This window comes from Kluyvera fluvialis, assembly GCF_059725275.1.
Genome location: NZ_AP046142.1, coordinates 2,666,972 through 2,683,918 on the forward strand (window position 1 = coordinate 2,666,972; position 16,947 = coordinate 2,683,918).

Annotated in this window: 12 protein-coding genes; 6 read left to right on the top strand and 6 right to left on the bottom strand. The window is 54.4% G+C overall.

All coding sequences use genetic code 11. The features are described from left to right. The first annotated feature begins 262 nt into the window (after positions 1-262). A complete protein-coding gene (locus AC6I4B_RS12680) occupies positions 263-2,638 on the top strand; it encodes a glucose/quinate/shikimate family membrane-bound PQQ-dependent dehydrogenase (RefSeq protein WP_497765564.1) in 2,376 nt (791 codons plus the stop codon). A 43-nt stretch (positions 2,639-2,681) separates the two neighbouring features. Here the strand turns inward: AC6I4B_RS12680 and AC6I4B_RS12685 are convergent, their stop codons facing one another. From AC6I4B_RS12685 to AC6I4B_RS12695, 3 genes are all read right to left on the bottom strand, one after another. Then, positions 2,682-4,376, bottom strand: a complete 1,695-nt coding sequence (locus AC6I4B_RS12685) for a methyl-accepting chemotaxis protein (RefSeq protein WP_497765566.1) — start codon at positions 4,374-4,376, stop codon at positions 2,682-2,684. Positions 4,377-4,513: 137 nt separating this feature from the next. Beyond that, positions 4,514-5,632, bottom strand: a complete 1,119-nt coding sequence (locus AC6I4B_RS12690; RefSeq protein WP_497765567.1) for an S-(hydroxymethyl)glutathione dehydrogenase/class III alcohol dehydrogenase — start codon at positions 5,630-5,632, stop codon at positions 4,514-4,516. A 23-nt stretch (positions 5,633-5,655) separates the two neighbouring features. Next, positions 5,656-5,931 (bottom strand): metal/formaldehyde-sensitive transcriptional repressor, encoded by a 276-nt coding sequence (locus AC6I4B_RS12695; protein WP_497765569.1) that lies wholly within the window; start codon positions 5,929-5,931, stop codon positions 5,656-5,658. Between the two features lie 374 nt (positions 5,932-6,305). Here AC6I4B_RS12695 and AC6I4B_RS12700 point away from each other — a divergent pair, with 374 nt between their 5' ends. Beyond that, positions 6,306-9,611 carry an autotransporter outer membrane beta-barrel domain-containing protein gene (locus AC6I4B_RS12700; RefSeq protein WP_497765570.1) on the top strand — a complete coding sequence of 1,102 codons (3,306 nt, stop codon included), beginning with the start codon at positions 6,306-6,308 and terminating at the stop codon, positions 9,609-9,611. A gap of 143 nt (positions 9,612-9,754) precedes the next feature. Here AC6I4B_RS12700 and leuE read toward each other — a convergent pair whose 3' ends face one another. After that, positions 9,755-10,393: a leucine efflux protein LeuE gene (gene leuE, locus AC6I4B_RS12705; RefSeq protein WP_497765571.1), complete on the bottom strand. Its 639-nt coding sequence runs from the start codon at positions 10,391-10,393 to the stop codon at positions 9,755-9,757. 75 nt (positions 10,394-10,468) lie between these two features. After that, positions 10,469-10,996, bottom strand: a complete 528-nt coding sequence (gene cybB / locus AC6I4B_RS12710) for a cytochrome b561 (RefSeq protein WP_497765573.1) — start codon at positions 10,994-10,996, stop codon at positions 10,469-10,471. A gap of 303 nt (positions 10,997-11,299) precedes the next feature. On the opposite strand from cybB, the gene AC6I4B_RS12715 reads away from it, so the two are divergent. Continuing rightward, positions 11,300-12,190, top strand: coding sequence for an alpha/beta hydrolase (locus AC6I4B_RS12715; protein ID WP_497772139.1), 891 nt, complete (start codon positions 11,300-11,302; stop codon positions 12,188-12,190). Positions 12,191-12,227: 37 nt separating this feature from the next. Here the strand turns inward: AC6I4B_RS12715 and AC6I4B_RS12720 are convergent, their stop codons facing one another. Then, positions 12,228-13,022, bottom strand: a complete 795-nt coding sequence (locus AC6I4B_RS12720) for a YdcF family protein (RefSeq protein ID WP_497772141.1) — start codon at positions 13,020-13,022, stop codon at positions 12,228-12,230. A 357-nt stretch (positions 13,023-13,379) separates the two neighbouring features. Here AC6I4B_RS12720 and AC6I4B_RS12725 point away from each other — a divergent pair, with 357 nt between their 5' ends. From AC6I4B_RS12725 to AC6I4B_RS12735, 3 genes are all read left to right on the top strand, one after another. Beyond that, positions 13,380-14,702 carry an MFS transporter gene (locus AC6I4B_RS12725; protein WP_497765575.1) on the top strand — a complete coding sequence of 441 codons (1,323 nt, stop codon included), beginning with the start codon at positions 13,380-13,382 and terminating at the stop codon, positions 14,700-14,702. A 153-nt stretch (positions 14,703-14,855) separates the two neighbouring features. Further along, positions 14,856-15,287 (top strand): MarR family winged helix-turn-helix transcriptional regulator, encoded by a 432-nt coding sequence (locus AC6I4B_RS12730; RefSeq protein ID WP_497765577.1) that lies wholly within the window; start codon positions 14,856-14,858, stop codon positions 15,285-15,287. Then, a complete protein-coding gene (locus AC6I4B_RS12735) occupies positions 15,287-16,939 on the top strand; it encodes an MFS transporter (RefSeq protein WP_497765578.1) in 1,653 nt (550 codons plus the stop codon). The genes AC6I4B_RS12730 and AC6I4B_RS12735 overlap by 1 nt, the downstream gene beginning before the upstream one ends. Positions 16,940-16,947: the final 8 nt, after the last annotated feature.

The window sequence follows — 16,947 nt, forward strand, 5'->3', positions numbered from 1 at the left end:
TCTCGCCCTGCGCAAAAATGCCCTGACTCACCTTTACGCCACCAATGTGCAATTAATGCGAAATTATTCATTAACAATTGCGCAATGTAATTTAACAGTTCTATCATAGCCATAAGTTAACCAAATGGTTCACATTGCATTTCGGATGTGCGCCTGAAACCGCTTTAGAAGCAAATATTCGTTTCATTCAAAATAATTACGCGACTACAACAACCCATTTGGTTCAGTCGCGAGTGTTTTTTGCTGTCGTAAGGAGAACAGCATGGCAACTGGCAACGTGCCGCGAGGATTCCCCCGAGTCCTTCAGTGGCTTCTTATTGCGCTGATGTTAATCATCGGCCTGGCTATCGGTGCGCTGGGGGCAAAGCTCGCCAGCGTAGGCGGTAGCGTCTTCTTTGCCCTGATGGGGCTGGTGATGGTCATTAGCGCCATTTTGATCGCGCGCAACCGTCGCGCAGGCATCGTGCTGTACGGCCTGGCGTTTATTGTCGCGGTCATCTGGTCGGTTAGTGACGCGGGCTGGGAATACTGGCCGCTGTTCTCACGGCTGTTTGCCTTTGGCGTGCTGGCGATGCTTTGTGCGCTCGTCTGGCCGTTTATGGCGAAAGTACAACCCGTGCAAAAAGGCCCTGCCTTTGCGCTGGCGGCGGTTTTCGCCGTGGTGCTGCTGACGAGCCTCGGTTGGATGTTCAAGCCGCAAACGCTGGTTTCTGCCTCTGAACCCGTACCGGTAAAACCGGTTGTTGCAGGTGAAGAACAGAAAAACTGGGAGCACTGGGGGAACACGACCCACGGCGACCGTTTTGCCGCGCTGGATCAAATCAACAAACAGAATATCGATAAACTTCAGGTGGCCTGGGTTGCCCATACCGGCGATATCCCGCAGAGCAACGGCTCTGGAGCGGAAGACCAGAACACCCCATTGCAGGTAGGCGACACGCTGTTTGTCTGCACGCCGTACAGCAAAGTGCTGGCGCTGGATGTCGATAGCGGTAAAGAAAAATGGCGCTACGATTCAAAAGCGACTGCGCCAAACTGGCAGCGTTGCCGTGGGCTGGGCTATTTTGAAGATACCCAGGCGCTGGCCTCACCGGCAACGGCTTCGCAGCCTGCCGCCTGCCCGCGTCGTTTGTTCCTACCAACGACCGATGCGCGTCTGATTGCAATCAACGCCGACAACGGCCAACTGTGTGAAGACTTTGGCGATCACGGCGTGGTGGATTTAAGCGTTGGGATGGGTGAAATCAAGCCAGGCTACTATCAGCAAACCTCGACACCGCTGGTAGCGGGTAATGTGGTGGTAGTTGGTGGACGCGTTGCCGATAACTTCTCCACCGACGAGCCTCCGGGCGTGGTCCGTGCCTACGATGTGCGCAGCGGTAAGCTGGCGTGGGCGTGGGACCCAGGTAATCCAGACATCACCGGCCTGCCGCCGGAAGGCCAAACCTACACCCGTGGGACGCCTAACGTCTGGTCAGCCATGTCTTATGATGCGAAGCTAAATCTTGTTTATTTACCGACCGGTAACGCCACGCCTGATTTCTGGGCTGGGGAACGTACTGCGCTGGACGATAAATACAGCTCGTCAATTGTTGCCGTGGACGCGACCACCGGTAAAGTGCGTTGGCATTACCAGACCACCCACCACGACCTGTGGGACTTTGACCTGCCTTCACAGCCGCTGCTGTACGACCTGCCGAACGGTAAAGGCGGTACAACGCCGGTGCTGGTACAAACCAGTAAACAGGGCATGATTTTCATGCTCAACCGTGAAACCGGTGAGCCAGTGGCGAAAGTCGAAGAACGTCCGGTTCCTGCGGGCAATGTCAGCGGCGAACGCTACTCTCCGACCCAGCCGTACTCTGTTGGGATGCCGATGATCGGCAACGAGACGCTGAAAGAGTCCGACATGTGGGGTGCAACGCCGGTTGACCTGCTGCTGTGCCGTATTCAGTTTAAAGAGATGCGTCATCAGGGCGTCTTTACCCCGCCGGGTGAAGACCGCTCTCTGCAATATCCTGGTTCGCTGGGTGGCATGAACTGGGGCAGCGTCTCGGTTGACCCAAACAACAGCCTGATGTTCGTCAACGATATGCGTCTGGGGCTGGCAAACTATATGGTTCCGCGCGCTAAGGTCGCGAAAAATGCCAGCGGCATCGAGATGGGGATTGTGCCAATGGAGGGGACGCCGTTCGGTGCGATGCGCGAGCGTTTCCTGTCTCCGCTGGGTATTCCGTGCCAAAAACCGCCGTTCGGTACGATGTCTGCGGTTGATTTGAAATCCGGTAAGATTGTATGGCAAGTGCCGGTAGGCACGGTGGAAGATACTGGCCCACTGGGGATCCGTATGCACATGCCGATTCCGATTGGTATGCCTACGCTCGGTGCGTCACTGTCTACACAGTCTGGCCTGCTGTTCTTCGCCGGGACTCAGGATTTCTACCTGCGCGCCTTCGATACCGCCACCGGTAAAGAAATCTGGAAAGATCGTCTGCCGGTCGGTAGCCAGTCTGGCCCGATGACCTATGTTTCGCCGAAAACAGGCAAACAGTACATCGTGATTAATGCCGGGGGCGCACGTCAGTCGCCGGATCGCGGTGACTATATTATTGCCTACGCATTACCGGATTCGAAATAATCCGTGGCCCCGCAGCCGTTCTGGTCGCGGGGCTTTTCCTGCCTTAGAACGTCTCCCAGTTATCTGTGCCCCCACTGGCTACCGCCGGGCGCGTTGGCGTAAACGCGGTTTTGACTGTGGCGGTTTTCGCTTCATTACGCTCATGACGTTGAATACGAAACGCGCCTACCGCCTGGGTTAAGCGCGCTGCTTGTTCTTCCAGCGAGGCCGCTGCCGCTGAGGCTTCTTCCACCAGCGAAGCGTTTTGCTGGGTGACATTATCCATTTCGGTTACCGCCTGGCTTACCTGCTGAATGCCACGGTTTTGTTCGTCGGACGCCGCCGCAATTTCCAGCATGATATCGGTGACGCGTTTTACCGCATCAACAATATCCGTCATCGTGGTTCCGGCGCGCACCACTTCGTCGGAGCCGCGTTCAATCAGCGTGACCGACTCGCTGATCAGCCCTTCAATCTCTTTCGCCGCCTGCGCGCTGCGGCTCGCCAGCGTGCGCACTTCGCTGGCGACAACCGCAAACCCACGCCCCTGCTCGCCCGCACGCGCGGCTTCCACCGCCGCGTTCAGCGCCAGAATATTGGTCTGGAAGGCGATGCTATTAATAACCGAGGTGATTTCCGAGATTTTCTTCGAACTGCTGGAAATACTACCCATAGTAGACACGACGCCAGACACCAACTGCCCGCCGCGCGTGGCTTTGCCAGAGGCATCTTCCGCCAGTTTGCTGGCGTGATGAGCGTTGTCGGCGTTTTGCTTCACCGTTGCGGTTAATTGCTCCATGCTGGCAGCCGTCTGTTCAATGGCAGCTGCCTGCTGCTCAGTGCGGGAAGAAAGGTCTGTGTTACCTACCGAGATTTCGCTGGTTCCACGATAAATTTCGTCAGCCCCCTGGCGCACCGTAGCGACGGTTTTCACCAGCTCATGCTGCATTTTTTGCAGATTCGCGTTCAGCATGCCAATTTCGCTACGCCCTACGGCCTCGTCGGGCATGGTCAGATCACCACTGGCGATTTGCGCGATCCGCGCTCCGGCGCGCTGCAACGGCACAATCACCACCCGATGCAGCGTGGTGAAGGTGATAATCGTCATCAGCAGTGCCAACACAAATGCGCCAATCATAAAGATAATGCCCAGGGTGGTGCGGCTGTGCGCCTGCTCTGCAAGGTGGTTCGCGCGCGCGGTACGAATCTCAATCACTTTCAGGCGCACATCGTTATAGGCGTCATCCAGCGTGCGGGCCTGTTCACTTTCGTAATTGATAATGGCCTCAAACATGCCGTTTTGAGCATATTTGAGCATCGGTTTCATTCCTTCAACATAGGCGCTATAACGCTGGTTCATTTCGGCGTCCAGCGCTTCATCCGCAGCGGTTTTCACGCCACGGTCGGTGTAGATTTTGAAGCCATCCTGCGAGCGTTTAATCCATGTTTGTGCCGCCGCGATGTTTTTCTTCATGCTCTCCATTTCAGCGATCCGGCTGTCTGCCCCAGCGTGAATCATCATCAAACGCGCTTCACGCAGATAGTTAGCGCTGTCGGATAGCCCCACGCGCACCTGTAGCTCATGGGTAACATCACGCTGGTCAATATCCGCCTGCCACATAAAGTAGCCCGCCAGCCCCGAACTCAAGCCAAACAGCAGCAAAACCCCACCCAGCACCAAGCCAAAAAACGGCACTAACCGAATGTGATGTAAAAAACTGACTTTTTGCGCGCGAGGCTGCGCAGCTTTTATTTCCATGAGGTCACTCTCTTGTACTTGGGGTAAGTAGAAGAGTCATCGGCCATAGCCGCTGTTTTGTTATCAGGAAAGTAGCAAAACGTAGGACGGGTCACACTTCAGAAAACCAGCGGGAAGGCTCCCGCTGGTGGCAAGCATTATTTATCGCCGAAATGAATAACGGTGCGGATAGATTTGCCTTCATGCATCAGATCAAACGCGTCGTTGATCTTATCGAGCGGCAGACGGTGCGTGATAAACGGGTCGAGCTGAATTTTGCCCGCCATCGCCTCTTCAACCATCCCCGGCAACTGGGTGCGGCCTTTTACGCCGCCAAACGCAGAACCACGCCAAACGCGACCGGTCACTAACTGGAACGGACGGGTTTTGATTTCCTGCCCTGCACCCGCGACACCGATAATGATACTTTCGCCCCAGCCTTTATGACAGCATTCCAGCGCAGAGCGCATCACATTGACGTTACCAATACATTCAAAACTGAAGTCAACGCCGCCGTCGGTCAACTCGACAATCACATCCTGAATCGGCTTATCGTAGTCTTTCGGGTTGATAAAGTCGGTCGCGCCCATTTCAGCCGCCAGGGTAAACTTCTCTGGGTTGGTATCCACCGCCAGAATACGGCCAGCTTTCGCTTGTACCGCGCCCTGAATCACCGCCAGACCAATACCGCCGAGGCCAAACACCGCCACGGTATCGCCCTCTTTAACTTTTGCCGTGTTGTGAACTGCGCCGATACCGGTAGTCACGCCACAGCCCAGCAGACACACTTTGTCCAGCGGAGCCTGTGGGTTGACCTTCGCCAGCGAAATCTCTGCACATACGGTGTATTCACTAAACGTACTGGTTCCCATGTAGTGATAAATCGGCTCGCCGTTATAAGAGAAACGGGTTGTGCCATCCGGCATTAGCCCTTTGCCCTGGGTGGCGCGAACGGCCTGGCAAAGGTTGGTTTTACCGGATTTACAGAACTTACACTCGCCGCATTCAGCGGTATATAACGGAATAACGTGGTCGCCGGGTTTCAGGCTGGTGACGCCTTCACCGACTTCAACCACCACACCACCGCCTTCGTGGCCCAGCACCGCCGGGAAAACGCCTTCCGGGTCATCGCCAGAGAGTGTGAACGCGTCGGTATGGCAAACGCCGGTATGGGTGATTTTGACCAGCACTTCGCCCTTTTTCGGCGGCGCGACATCAATTTCAACAATTTTCAGCGGCTGACCGGGGCCAAACGCAACTGCAGCACGTGATTTCATAGCTGTCTCTTCCGTTGTGATAATTATTTTAAATAGGATCGTAGCAGTTGGCCGACTTCAGCCATGCGAACCGCTCGCTGATCTGGCGTAGTTTCTCCACTCACCAGTTCATCTTTGAGATGCATCTCGACCATTTCGCCCATCAGGCCATTGGCCGCCCCGCGAATAGAGGCAATTTGTTGCAGGATAGTCAGACAAGAGTCACCAGACTCCAACGCGCGTTCCAGCGCCTCGACCTGCCCCTTGATACGGCGAACCCGGCCTAATGCCCTTTTTTTGTCTTCAGGTGAATGCGGCATAGCCCCTCCGATAATATAGGGGGGTATACTATCAAAGTTTGCATCATTGTAAAACAGGCGTTAGCGCTTTTGGATTGTCTTTAACCTTCACCCGCTCCAGCGTTCTGTTCCCTCATCAGCAATCCTTGCTGAACCTCAGGTCAATAGCTGATTGGCTTTAGGGCCTCAGCACGGTTATCTCATTATCCTGCAATATGCGGCTAAACGGCTCTCTCAGCGGCTTTTTATCTGAACAAACATATTGTGATGACAGCTCTGAATGCATTCCAATATCGCATCAGTAATCATCTGATTTAAAAGATGTTTATTGATATAAAACCGAATAGTTATGCCTCGGGGAACTTATTTATTTTTTTGACACAAGGATGATGGACATGAAAAAACTTTTCTTAGCGGCGACGTTAAGCGCGTTATTAGCCAGCCATAATGCGCGCGCCGGAGAAAGTTATCTGGTCTATAACCCACAAAATGTCGCTGTCTTTCAGGTACGCTTCTTTGACATTAACGATGGCCCATTTATTCTGGGTTGGCCGCAGCCTTTTGAGTCCACCTGGAATCTGAATCAGCAGCAGAAAGAAAAAATACTCAATGCCATGCTTTACTGGGCTGAAGTTATCACCCCCTGGGAGGGACAATTGCCCGCCGTTATCAATGTCGGGACGTTTGACATTGAGAACGCCGCAGGATTCAGCCCTTCGGCATCTAATGACGTTATCAGCCTGACGCAGTTACAGGGGGCTTTAAACGGTATTGATACCGGAGATTTACTCTTCGACTCCCATGCCCAATTCATTATGGGGAAACTGGATTTCGATACCATTCCTTATCTGCCCGCGCAAATTCCGCGCACCGGAAAGACCGATTTAGCCAGCGTCGCCATTCATGAACTGGCCCACGGCTTGGGTATCGCCAGTATGGTAACCGAGCGCATGAATAAGCCATATACCCCCCTCTTCGAGTCCATGCCTTTCGATACCTGGACCCGCCATCTACGGGATGATAACGGCAATCCAGCCCGTCCAGGGCAGGTGATACTGTGTACGGGGTGCAATAACCCGTTTGATCCGCAAGGCTTTGATGTCCGGCTCGATAAAGGTTATTTCGCCGGTAAACACGTTGATGAAGTGCTGGCAGGCGCGATGCCTGGCGTACCGGTAAAAATATTGTCGGAGAGTGGTTGGGTTGATACTAACTATATGAGCCATATCGAGCTGAAAAACAGCATGATGAGCCACCAGAACTACCGCAATTACACCGTGTTTATGGAGGCGGAACTGGCGTTGCTACAGGACATGGGGTATCTGATTGACCGACGTAACTTCTTTGGTTTCTCGCTCTACGGCGATGGACAAACGTTGGTTAACCACAATGGCTATTCGATGCGTAACTCGCAAGGCGATGGCTATCTGCCAGGCTTGTATAATACGGCGACTTTAGGGCTTGGGCTGCATGTTTATGGCAGCAATAACCACATCTTCCAGCAAGCAGATCTGTTGACCATAGGGGCCGGCGGGGCCGGTATCCGTATCGATGGGCAACATAACACGCTGAACATAGAGCCTGGAACCCATGTTTATGCCGATGGGATCAATGGCCGTGGCGTGATGTTTACTTACGGCAAACTGCATAATCTTATTCAGCGTGGCGACGTTCAGGCACTGGGAGCCAATGGCATCGCTATTAGCTTTGATTTTGGCAATAACCTCCTGGGAAACGAGGTGGATTATCGTGGTTCCTGGATCCATACCGTGGATGAGAATGCCGTCGAATTATTACCTGAGTTGCAGGGCGCGCTGGTCAATAACGCCAATATTAGCGGGCGGGTTGCCGGTAAAGGCGCGGCAATTTATATGTCGCCAAATGCGCTGGTCAGCAATATCAATATATTAAATGGCGCCCGGCTGGAAGGGAATATTTACTCAGATTATAACCAGCGGGATGACAATGGGCAGCAGCGACTGACGCAGTTCTCTTTTGGGCGCCTGGCCAATGCATATGGGGTAGCAACGGATAAGCCGGACCCTAATTTCAGTTTGCACTACAGTGGGAATATTGAAGGTATCAATAACCTGGCATTGAGCGCTGTCGGCGGTAAGACCTCACTGAACGGTCAACAACAGATTTACAGTATGTATATCGCCCCCGGAGCCACATTATCCGGCAACAGTAGCTACGCCCTGAACCCGGAAGGACGCTTTATCAATGACGGTACCCTTTCGCCGGGTAATTCATTTGGGCAAATCAATATCGTGGGCGCTTATCAACAAGGCGCTAACGGGCAGTTGCGGTTGGAGATCGATGGTCACGGTGGACATGATACCCTGGTGGTTGACGGTGACGCGCAATTTAACGGTCAACTGACGTTTGCACCGCAGCCGGATTGGTATGCGCCAAACTGGCAACTGGATACGCAAGAGATGTTAAAAACCGCCTCACGCAGCGGCACATTCAGTGAGGTGAACAGCGAGCTCCACTCCCCTACACTCATGCTACAGCCCAAGCCTTTGGGAGAGGAGAGCTGGCAGCTATCAATACTGCGCGCCGCCAACGCTTACAGCCAGTACGCAGCGAACAATAATGCGCACCGCGTAGGCCAGGCATTAGACAAAATTGTCTCGACCGCCGATGCAGATATCCAGCCATTGTACCGCGCGCTGGATTTCTCGGCCTCCGATGGCTCAAGCATCAGCAATGCCTTACAGCAACTGACTCCCGCCGCTTACAGCGCGATGTTCACCAGTTCGCTTAATCGTGAACATCAGATATCGCAGATAATCAGCGGGACTCGCTCTATTGGGACGCCAACACCATCGGCACAAGGCGAATGGCGCAGCTTTGCCATTCCCTTTGGCAGCGGCTTCTGGCAACAGCGCCAGGGTAACAGCGTCGGCTACGACGCCAACAGCTATGGCATCGTATTTGGGGCGGAAAAACAAAACGATCGGGATAACAACTGGGTTTATGGCTTCCACGGCGCGGCCAGCGGCCAGTCGGTAACGGTAAAATCGCCTGAAACGGCGAGTGGCAAAACCTCCGCCTTCAATCTGGGTATTCAGGCGCGTTATGGCGCTGAAAATCCTGAAGGGGTCTACCTATTCGGCAATAGTCGATTCGGTATTGAAGACAGCCATCTGGATCGCCGCCTTCATGTTGAAAGCTACAACGCAAGCCACTCTGCCAGTTGGACGGGATTGTCCGGTTCTCTTATGGGCGGCGGGGGATATCGTTGGGCGCTGAATGATAATGTGAGCGCCGGGCCAGTCACCGCGTTAAATTACACCACCTTACATCGCCCAAGCGTGACGGAACAGGGCGATGATGGCAGCAGACTGCGCCTGGGCGTGAAAAACTTCAACTCCCTGCAATCGAGTATCGGTGTGAACGGTAACGTGAATATGCCCCTCGCGTCAGGCGAGGAACTCGCCGCCAGAGCGCAACTGACCTGGGATCATGAACTCCTGGATGACGATGTGGCGCAACAGGCCTCTTTTGCCCACTACCGCAGCAGCGGGTTTAGCGCCAGGAATCAGGTGTCAGGCCGCGATGCTATGGGGGTTAAGGCTGGAGTGAGTTATAAAATCAACGCGGATGTCGAACTAGGCGCAGAGGTTGAAAGCGAAGTCTTCCGATCCGGCTATGACTCAATCGCGGGTAATCTTTCCGCCAACTGGCGTTTCTGATAGCGAAGGATAAGCGCCCTGTCCGGCCTACACGGTCATATTTTGTAGGTTGGATAAGGCGCACCGCACTCTCAAAATGACATGGACAGACGGCAGGAAGCCGGAGAGGCCTCAAGTCTGCCCAAAACAATGACACCGAACACTCAGGATTGTAAGGTCGCCAGACGCGCCGCGAAGCCAACGAAGACCAGGCCAATCAGGCTGTTGCCGATTTTGGCCAACTTCTTGCGCGTTTTGACATAGCGGGTCACCAGTGAGCCGGAGACAATCAGGAAGCTCAGATAGGTGAAACTCACCAGCTCCAACGTTAACGCCAGAATAAAGAACGCCAGCCCCGGCGTTTTGGCCTGTACATCGATAAACTGCACGAAGAACGACACGTAAAACAGAATCGCTTTGGGGTTGGTCAGGCTCAAGGTGAGCGCACGTTTAAATACCGCATGGCCCGATTCAGTGTGTTCCGAATGCCCGCCGTTCTGGCGTTTCAGCGTACTCCAGAGAATCTTGCCACCGAGATAGAGCAGATAAATCGCCCCCAGATAGCGCACCAGGTTAAACAGCACTGGTGTCGTTTTGATGAGCGTCGCCACCCCCGCGAAAGAGAGGAACATCAGCACCGCATCGCCGATGAACACCGCCAGCGCCGCCATATATCCGGTGCGGATACCGTGCGACACGCCGGTTTTCAGGACAAAAAGTGTGTTCGGCCCAGGGACAAGAATAATGAAAATCGCCCCGACCAAATACGTCCAGTAATTCAGTACGCCAAAATCTGCGAACACCCTGTCCTCCCTCACACCTACGTAACAAAATCGATGGCGTATGGTAACGCAGAGGCCAGGGAGATTAAAGCCTTGTTAGCGCTTGCGCGGCATCATGCGTAACAGCGTGTTATCCTTCCATATATAGTGGTGCGCCAGCGCGGCAAGCGCATGCAGGCCAATCAGCCAGTAGCCGATATTCGCAAGCAAAATGTGGTACTGCTTGAGCGAGTCCACCAGCTCAAAATTGCTGTCAGCGGCGTGCGGCATGGTGAGGCCGAAGGCCAGCCACGGGTTGCCCCGGTTATACATCATCACCAGGCCAATCAGCGGTAGAATAATAAACAGCAGGTAAATCGCTAAATGCCCCAGATGCGCCAGTCCGGTCATCATCGGCTTGGGTTTCGGGATTATCGGCGGTGCGGGGCGCTTCAGGCGGATCAGCAAACGGGCCACCATCAGCACCAAAACGGATATGCCGCAGGATACATGCACCATATTGATTAACGGTCGGTCGCTGCGGGGGAAAAAGCCACGCAATTCCATCGCTGCATAGGCCACTACCACCAATAAAAAGACCAGCCAGTGAATGGCAATTTGTAAGCGGGAATATTTGTCGTTCATCGCCGAAAGCACTCAAGAAATTAACATAAAAAGCAAAATAGCCGCCATTGACTAAAAATTCATTAACTTTTTCATATCCATACAAATTAATTTTGCCTTCGGACATTGCCCTTGCTGGCAGACTGAACTATGCCTGGACAAGAGCATAAAATCATTGGCATTGCGTTCACGCACCAAAATGGCGTCATCGATTCGCACCACAGGGAGAAGTGCCCCATTTTACGCTGGCGCAGCGTGCTAAAACTCACACTTTTACAGGGAGTAACTTAAACCGTGAATACCCAGGATTCATTACTCACCCGCATGGCTGATGCCGTTAACAGCGCAATCACCTTTCCTGTCTGGCCCGACGGCGATGCACCGGGGGCGCAAAGCAGCCGCGTGATGTTAACGCTGGAAAACTACCACACGGGACAAAGCCCCTTAGACCGCGCCGTCACCGGTATTCGCGCACCAGAAATCACCGTTTACCGCCCGCAGCAACCCAACGGCATCGGTATTTTAGTCACGCCTGGCGGTTCCTATAAACGCGTGGCGATAGATAAAGAAGGCACGGCGCTCGCGCCTGATTTCAACGCCAATGGCTATACGCTATTTGTAATGACCTACCGTATGCCCGGCGACGGCCATCGTGAAGGCGCAAACGCGCCGCTGGCGGATGTACAGCGTGCCATGCGCGTTCTACGCAGCCAGGCGGCAAGATGGCAGCTCGATCCGAATAAAATGGGTGTGCTGGGGTTTTCTTCCGGCGGTCACGTGGCGGCAAGCCTCGGCACGCGTTATCAGGAAGTGGTTTATATTCCACAGGATGAAGCCGATAACGTTTCCGCGCGCCCGGCATTTATGGCGTTAGTTTATCCGGTTATCAGTATGGACAGCGAATTCGGCCACTCTGGCTCGCGTCAGGAGTTAATCGGCGACTCACCCAGCACCGCGCAGCGCCAGCATTACTCGCTGGAACAACGGGTTGATGACACCACGCCGCCCACGTTTTTACTCCATGCCGTTGACGACCCGGCGGTAAAAGTTGAGAACAGTGTGGCGTTGTTTAACGCCTTACACGCGCGGCAGATCCCCGTCGAGATGCATCTGTTTGAGCAGGGGCGGCACGGTTTTGGTCTTCGTGATGCGCAAGGGCTGCCGCTGGAAGTCTGGCCACGGCTGATGATGAACTGGATTGCCAGCAAGATGTAACACCGTTTGCGCCAGCCACGGCGCAAACCTCCAGCGATTACGCCAGTGAACGGCTGGCGAGCGCTTGCCGAAGCAGTGGGTCAGAAAAGAGAGTCTGCCAGGCCGCTTCCACCTCCGCCGGAATATCGACATGCGCAATAAACCCTTTCCCCTGCGGGCCGTAACCCTGCGCATCATCGCGCAGGCGCGGCAACTCACCGAGGATCAGCGACAAATAACGTTCAACCGACCATAGTCCGATGGCCGGTTGACAGTAATCAACGCCCTTCACCGTGTTCTGCAAGCGTGGCACATAGCCGGGATAGCTCAGCCAGCACGGTGCGGGCGTGACGTCCTGCCACACCCGCGCGAAAGTCGCCATCGTGCGCCGCTGCATGGTCGGGTCTTGCACCACAGTGGCTTGCGCATACGCCATCCCCTTTTCCTCCAGCATTCGCCGGGTAAACCACGCATTTTCACCGCAGTTGGTGGATTGGTCTTCAACCACAATACGCGCCGGCGGGATCTGCCAAAAACGCTGAGCTATCTCCGCCAGCAACGTCGCCTCCGGTTGGCCGTTTTGCGCGATGCTGTGATAGCGCGGATGTTGAGCTATCGCGTCATACAGGAACGAGGTTGAGTGACCTATGCCGCCGCTAATCAGCAGCACCGCGCCGCTTTCGCTCGCCAGACGGCAGGCGGCGTCGATGGTTGGCATAACGGCATTGCCCGCCAGCACCACCAGCGGGCTTTGCGCTGGTTTCGGCTGACCTGCCATATCATTTTGCGCCAGCCAATGGCCCAGTAAATTAGCCGCGTCCAGCGTGGCCTGTGGTAAATGTGACAAACTCATCGCCCGTTCTACTCCCGTGTTCGCGGTAAATTGCGCGGAGATCGTCGCGCGCATTCACTAATTTGTAACCGTGATGAAATAACCAGAAACGTCTAAAAACACTGCGGTTGCACCTGAATAATACGCTATTTATTCGCAGATATTCGGAATTTAATGGCAACATAAAACAATATAGCAGTCACAAATAATGAAAATGAGGCTCCTTTTGCCTCGCAAATTTCAATACTCCGCTTGCCAAAGATAACTCTCATATCTAAGTTTCTTAACAAACACGCAACCTTTTTCACAATTCAGGTTGCACCTTACAGCGCAAAGGTGACACCGAATGTTAACCCACTGTGGCGGGAGTGATTCTTCATGACAATACAAGAAAGCAGCACCACGATCCTGAAAAAGAATAAGAGGGTTTTAATTGCCAGCCTGACAGGCAGCTCCATTGAATGGTTTGACTATTTTCTGTACGGCACAGCGGCGGCATTGGTGTTCAACAAGATTTTCTTCCCGATGGTTGACCCGGTTATCGGCCTGATTCTCTCGTATCTGTCCTTCTCGCTCACCTTCTTTATCCGCCCGATTGGCGGCGTTATTTTCGCCCATATTGGCGACCGGATCGGGCGTAAAAAAACGCTGGTGCTCACACTCTCGTTAATGGGCAGTGCCACCGTGATGATTGGCCTGTTGCCAACTTACGACATGATTGGTATCTGGGCGCCTATTTTGCTCATCCTGATGCGCATTATCCAGGGGATCGGCATTGGTGGCGAATGGGGCGGCGCGCTGCTGCTGGCCTATGAATATGCGCCGGAAAAACGCAAAGGTTTCTTCGGCAGTATTCCGCAGGCGGGTGTCACCATCGGCATGTTAATGGCGACGTTTATTGTCTCGCTGATGACGCTGTTTAGCGAAGAACAGTTCTTGTCCTGGGGCTGGCGTATTCCGTTTTTGATGAGCGCCGCGCTGGTGTTGATTGGGCTTTGGATCCGTAAAGATATCGACGAAACGCCAGAGTTTAAAAAAGTGAAGCAGTCTGGTCAGGTGGCTAAAGCACCGCTGCGCGAGACGCTGACGCATCACTGGCGTGAAGTGATCATCGCCGCAGGGCTAAAAGTGGTTGAAACCGCGCCGTTCTATATTTTCTCGACTTTTGTGGTCAGTTACGCCACCACCACCCTCACCTATCAAAAATCACAGGTGCTGGAGGCGGTGACGCTAGGCGCGCTGGTGTCCACGGTGATGATCCCGCTAATGGGGCTGTTGTCCGATAAAATCGGTCGCCAACGGATGTATGCCATCAGCGTGGTGCTGTTAGGGCTGTTTATCGTGCCGTGGTTCCTGTTGCTTAACACCGGCACGACCTGGGGCATTATGCTGGCGACGGTGATCACCTTCGGCATTTTGTGGTCGCCGATTACCGCTGTGCTGGGCACGTTGTGTTCTGAAATATTCAGTGCCAACGTACGCTACACGGGCATCACGCTGGGTTATCAGATTGGCGCTGCGCTGGCGGGTGGCACAGCGCCACTGATTGCGACCGGCCTGCTGGCAAAATATAACGGTGACTGGGTTCCGGTGGCGTGGTATCTCGGTGCGACGGTGGCGATTTCCCTGACGGCGATTTTCTTTGCCAGCCGCAGCAAGCGCCAGACGGCAACGGTAAACGCGCAAACCAGCCAGATTTAACCGCACTTAATGGCCTGCTCCCGCAGGCCATTTTCCTCTCGCGCCCCAACACACAATCACTTCCCGATTACATTTATTTTTCATATTCACTTGAATTATGATTAGCGGCGAATTTAAAATCATTAGAGATCTAATGATTATGATGATTTTGCCATGGATAACCGCCAGCTCACTTTTTCCCATCTTCTTTACCTCACCGCCCATCACTGGCGGCTGGCGGTCGATCGTCGGCTAAAAGGTTTAGGGATGAGCCAGGCGACCTGGGTTGCCGTCGCCAGCATTGCCCGCAACGAACGCCCGCTTTCGCAAAGCGAGCTGGCGCAGGATTTAGGCGTAGAAAGCGCCACCGTCGTGCCGCTGATTAATAAACTGGTGGCCGCCGGACTGGTCGAGCGAGTAATAACCGAAAGCGACAAACGCAAACGCCTGCTGGTGGCCACCGAAAAAGGGCTGGCGCTGTATCACCAGGTCAAAACCATTGCCGATGAGCTACGCGAAGAGATCCTGACCGCCATTACGCCTGAAGAACAAGAGCAAACCCGCAAGGTGCTGACCAAGCTGCTGCGCGAGGTGGAGAGGAAATAATGCGCCCGCCACGTCACGATCCTTATGCGCCACATGACTGGGCCCCGCATGAGAAACCCGCCATTCTCGGCTCGCCGTCTACGCCGATTCACAGCACACCTAAACGCCTGGCGTATGGCATCGTCGGGCTGCTGGTCTGCCTGACCGGCGCGTTAGGCAATGCCGTCGTCACCGCCAACTTACAGAACCTGCAAGGCTCTTTCGCCGCCTGGTCCACGGAGATTGCCTGGCTGCCAGCGGTCTATGTGATGACCAACGTGTCAATTAACCTGCTACTGGTGAAGTTTCGCCAGCAGTTCGGGCTACGGGCGTTTACCGAAGGTTTTCTGGTGCTGTACGTGCTGGTGACGTTCTTCCACCTGTTCGTCAACGATCTCAGTTCCGCGCTGATGGTACGCGCCGCACACGGTATGGTGGCGGCAGCGCTTAGCTCACTGGGGATTTATTATCAGGTGCAGGCCTGGCCGGCGAAACATCGCCTTAAAGCGCTGACGATTGGTATCACCGGTTCATCGTTGGCCATCCCCCTCGCCCGCCTGTTCTCCACCGAGTTACTGCAAATTGACGAGTGGCGCGGGCTGTATTTCTTTGAGCTGGGGCTAGCGCTGGTGTCGCTGGCCTGCGTTGTCGCGCTGAAACTGCCGCCGAGCGATCGCCAAAAGGTCTTTGAGAAAAAGGACTTTATTACTTTTATTCTCCTCGCTCCCGGCATGGCGCTGGTCTGCGCGGTGCTGTCATTGGGCCGCCTGGACTGGTGGTTTGAAGCGCCGTGGATTGGCTGGTCGCTGGCGGCGGCCGTGGTGCTGATCGTCACGGCGATTACTTTTGAACACAACCGCAGCAACCCGCTGCTTAACACGCGCTGGCTTTCCAGCGGCAGTATTCTGCGCCTGGGGCTTATCATGGTGCTCATCCGCATTGTTCTGGCGGAGCAGAACACGGGGGTTATCGGTTGGTTGCAGTACGTGGGGTTGCAAAACGAGCAGATGACCGCGCTGGCGTGGTCGATATTTGCCGGGATCGTCTGCGGGATTGTCGCCAGTTGCCTGACGCTTAACCCACGCCGCCTGTACTGGCCTACCGCGACCGCACTGGCGCTGATTATGATTGCCTCGCTGCTTGATAGCCAGTCTACCAGCCTGACGCGACCGGATCAGTTGATGTTCAGCCAGTTCTTGCTTGGCTTTGGCAGCGCCTTTTTCCTTGCCCCCGCAATGCTCGCCGGGATTGGTGGCGTGGTGGCTGACCAACGAAATCTGGTGAGTTTTTCCGTGCTGTTCGGCATGAGCCAGAACATTGGTGGCCTGCTCGGTTCAGCGATTCTCGGTACGTTCCAGACCTGGCGGGAGAAGTTCCACTCCAGCCAGCTTGCTGACCAAATAACCTCACTGAACCCACTGATTACCGAGCGCTTGCAACAGTACGCTCAGCAGTACCAAAGCCAGCTTGGCGACAGCACCTTGCTGAACGTGCAAGCCAGCGCCCTATTGCAGACCGCCTCGACACTTGAGGCCAATATTCTCGCCTATAACGATACTTACCTACTGACGGCGGCCATTTCTGCCGCCACACTGCTGTGGGTATTCTGGCGACTATTGCGACTGCGCATTACCGCCCATATCGCGCTAAAACGTGCGACGGGCAGCAAATAACAACACGC

Excerpts from the sequence above, each read along its gene's own strand:
- AC6I4B_RS12680 (WP_497765564.1), top strand. The coding sequence starts at position 263 with ATGGCAACTGGCAACGTGCCGCGAGGATTCCCCCGAGTCCTTCAGTGG.
- AC6I4B_RS12685 (WP_497765566.1), bottom strand. The coding sequence starts at position 4,376 with ATGGAAATAAAAGCTGCGCAGCCTCGCGCGCAAAAAGTCAGTTTTTTA.
- AC6I4B_RS12690 (WP_497765567.1), bottom strand. The coding sequence starts at position 5,632 with ATGAAATCACGTGCTGCAGTTGCGTTTGGCCCCGGTCAGCCGCTGAAA.
- AC6I4B_RS12695 (WP_497765569.1), bottom strand. The coding sequence starts at position 5,931 with ATGCCGCATTCACCTGAAGACAAAAAAAGGGCATTAGGCCGGGTTCGC.
- AC6I4B_RS12700 (WP_497765570.1), top strand. The coding sequence starts at position 6,306 with ATGAAAAAACTTTTCTTAGCGGCGACGTTAAGCGCGTTATTAGCCAGC.
- cybB (WP_497765573.1), bottom strand. The coding sequence starts at position 10,996 with ATGAACGACAAATATTCCCGCTTACAAATTGCCATTCACTGGCTGGTC.
- AC6I4B_RS12715 (WP_497772139.1), top strand. The coding sequence starts at position 11,300 with ATGGCTGATGCCGTTAACAGCGCAATCACCTTTCCTGTCTGGCCCGAC.
- AC6I4B_RS12720 (WP_497772141.1), bottom strand. The coding sequence starts at position 13,022 with ATGAGTTTGTCACATTTACCACAGGCCACGCTGGACGCGGCTAATTTA.
- AC6I4B_RS12725 (WP_497765575.1), top strand. The coding sequence starts at position 13,380 with ATGACAATACAAGAAAGCAGCACCACGATCCTGAAAAAGAATAAGAGG.
- AC6I4B_RS12730 (WP_497765577.1), top strand. The coding sequence starts at position 14,856 with ATGGATAACCGCCAGCTCACTTTTTCCCATCTTCTTTACCTCACCGCC.
- AC6I4B_RS12735 (WP_497765578.1), top strand. The coding sequence starts at position 15,287 with ATGCGCCCGCCACGTCACGATCCTTATGCGCCACATGACTGGGCCCCG.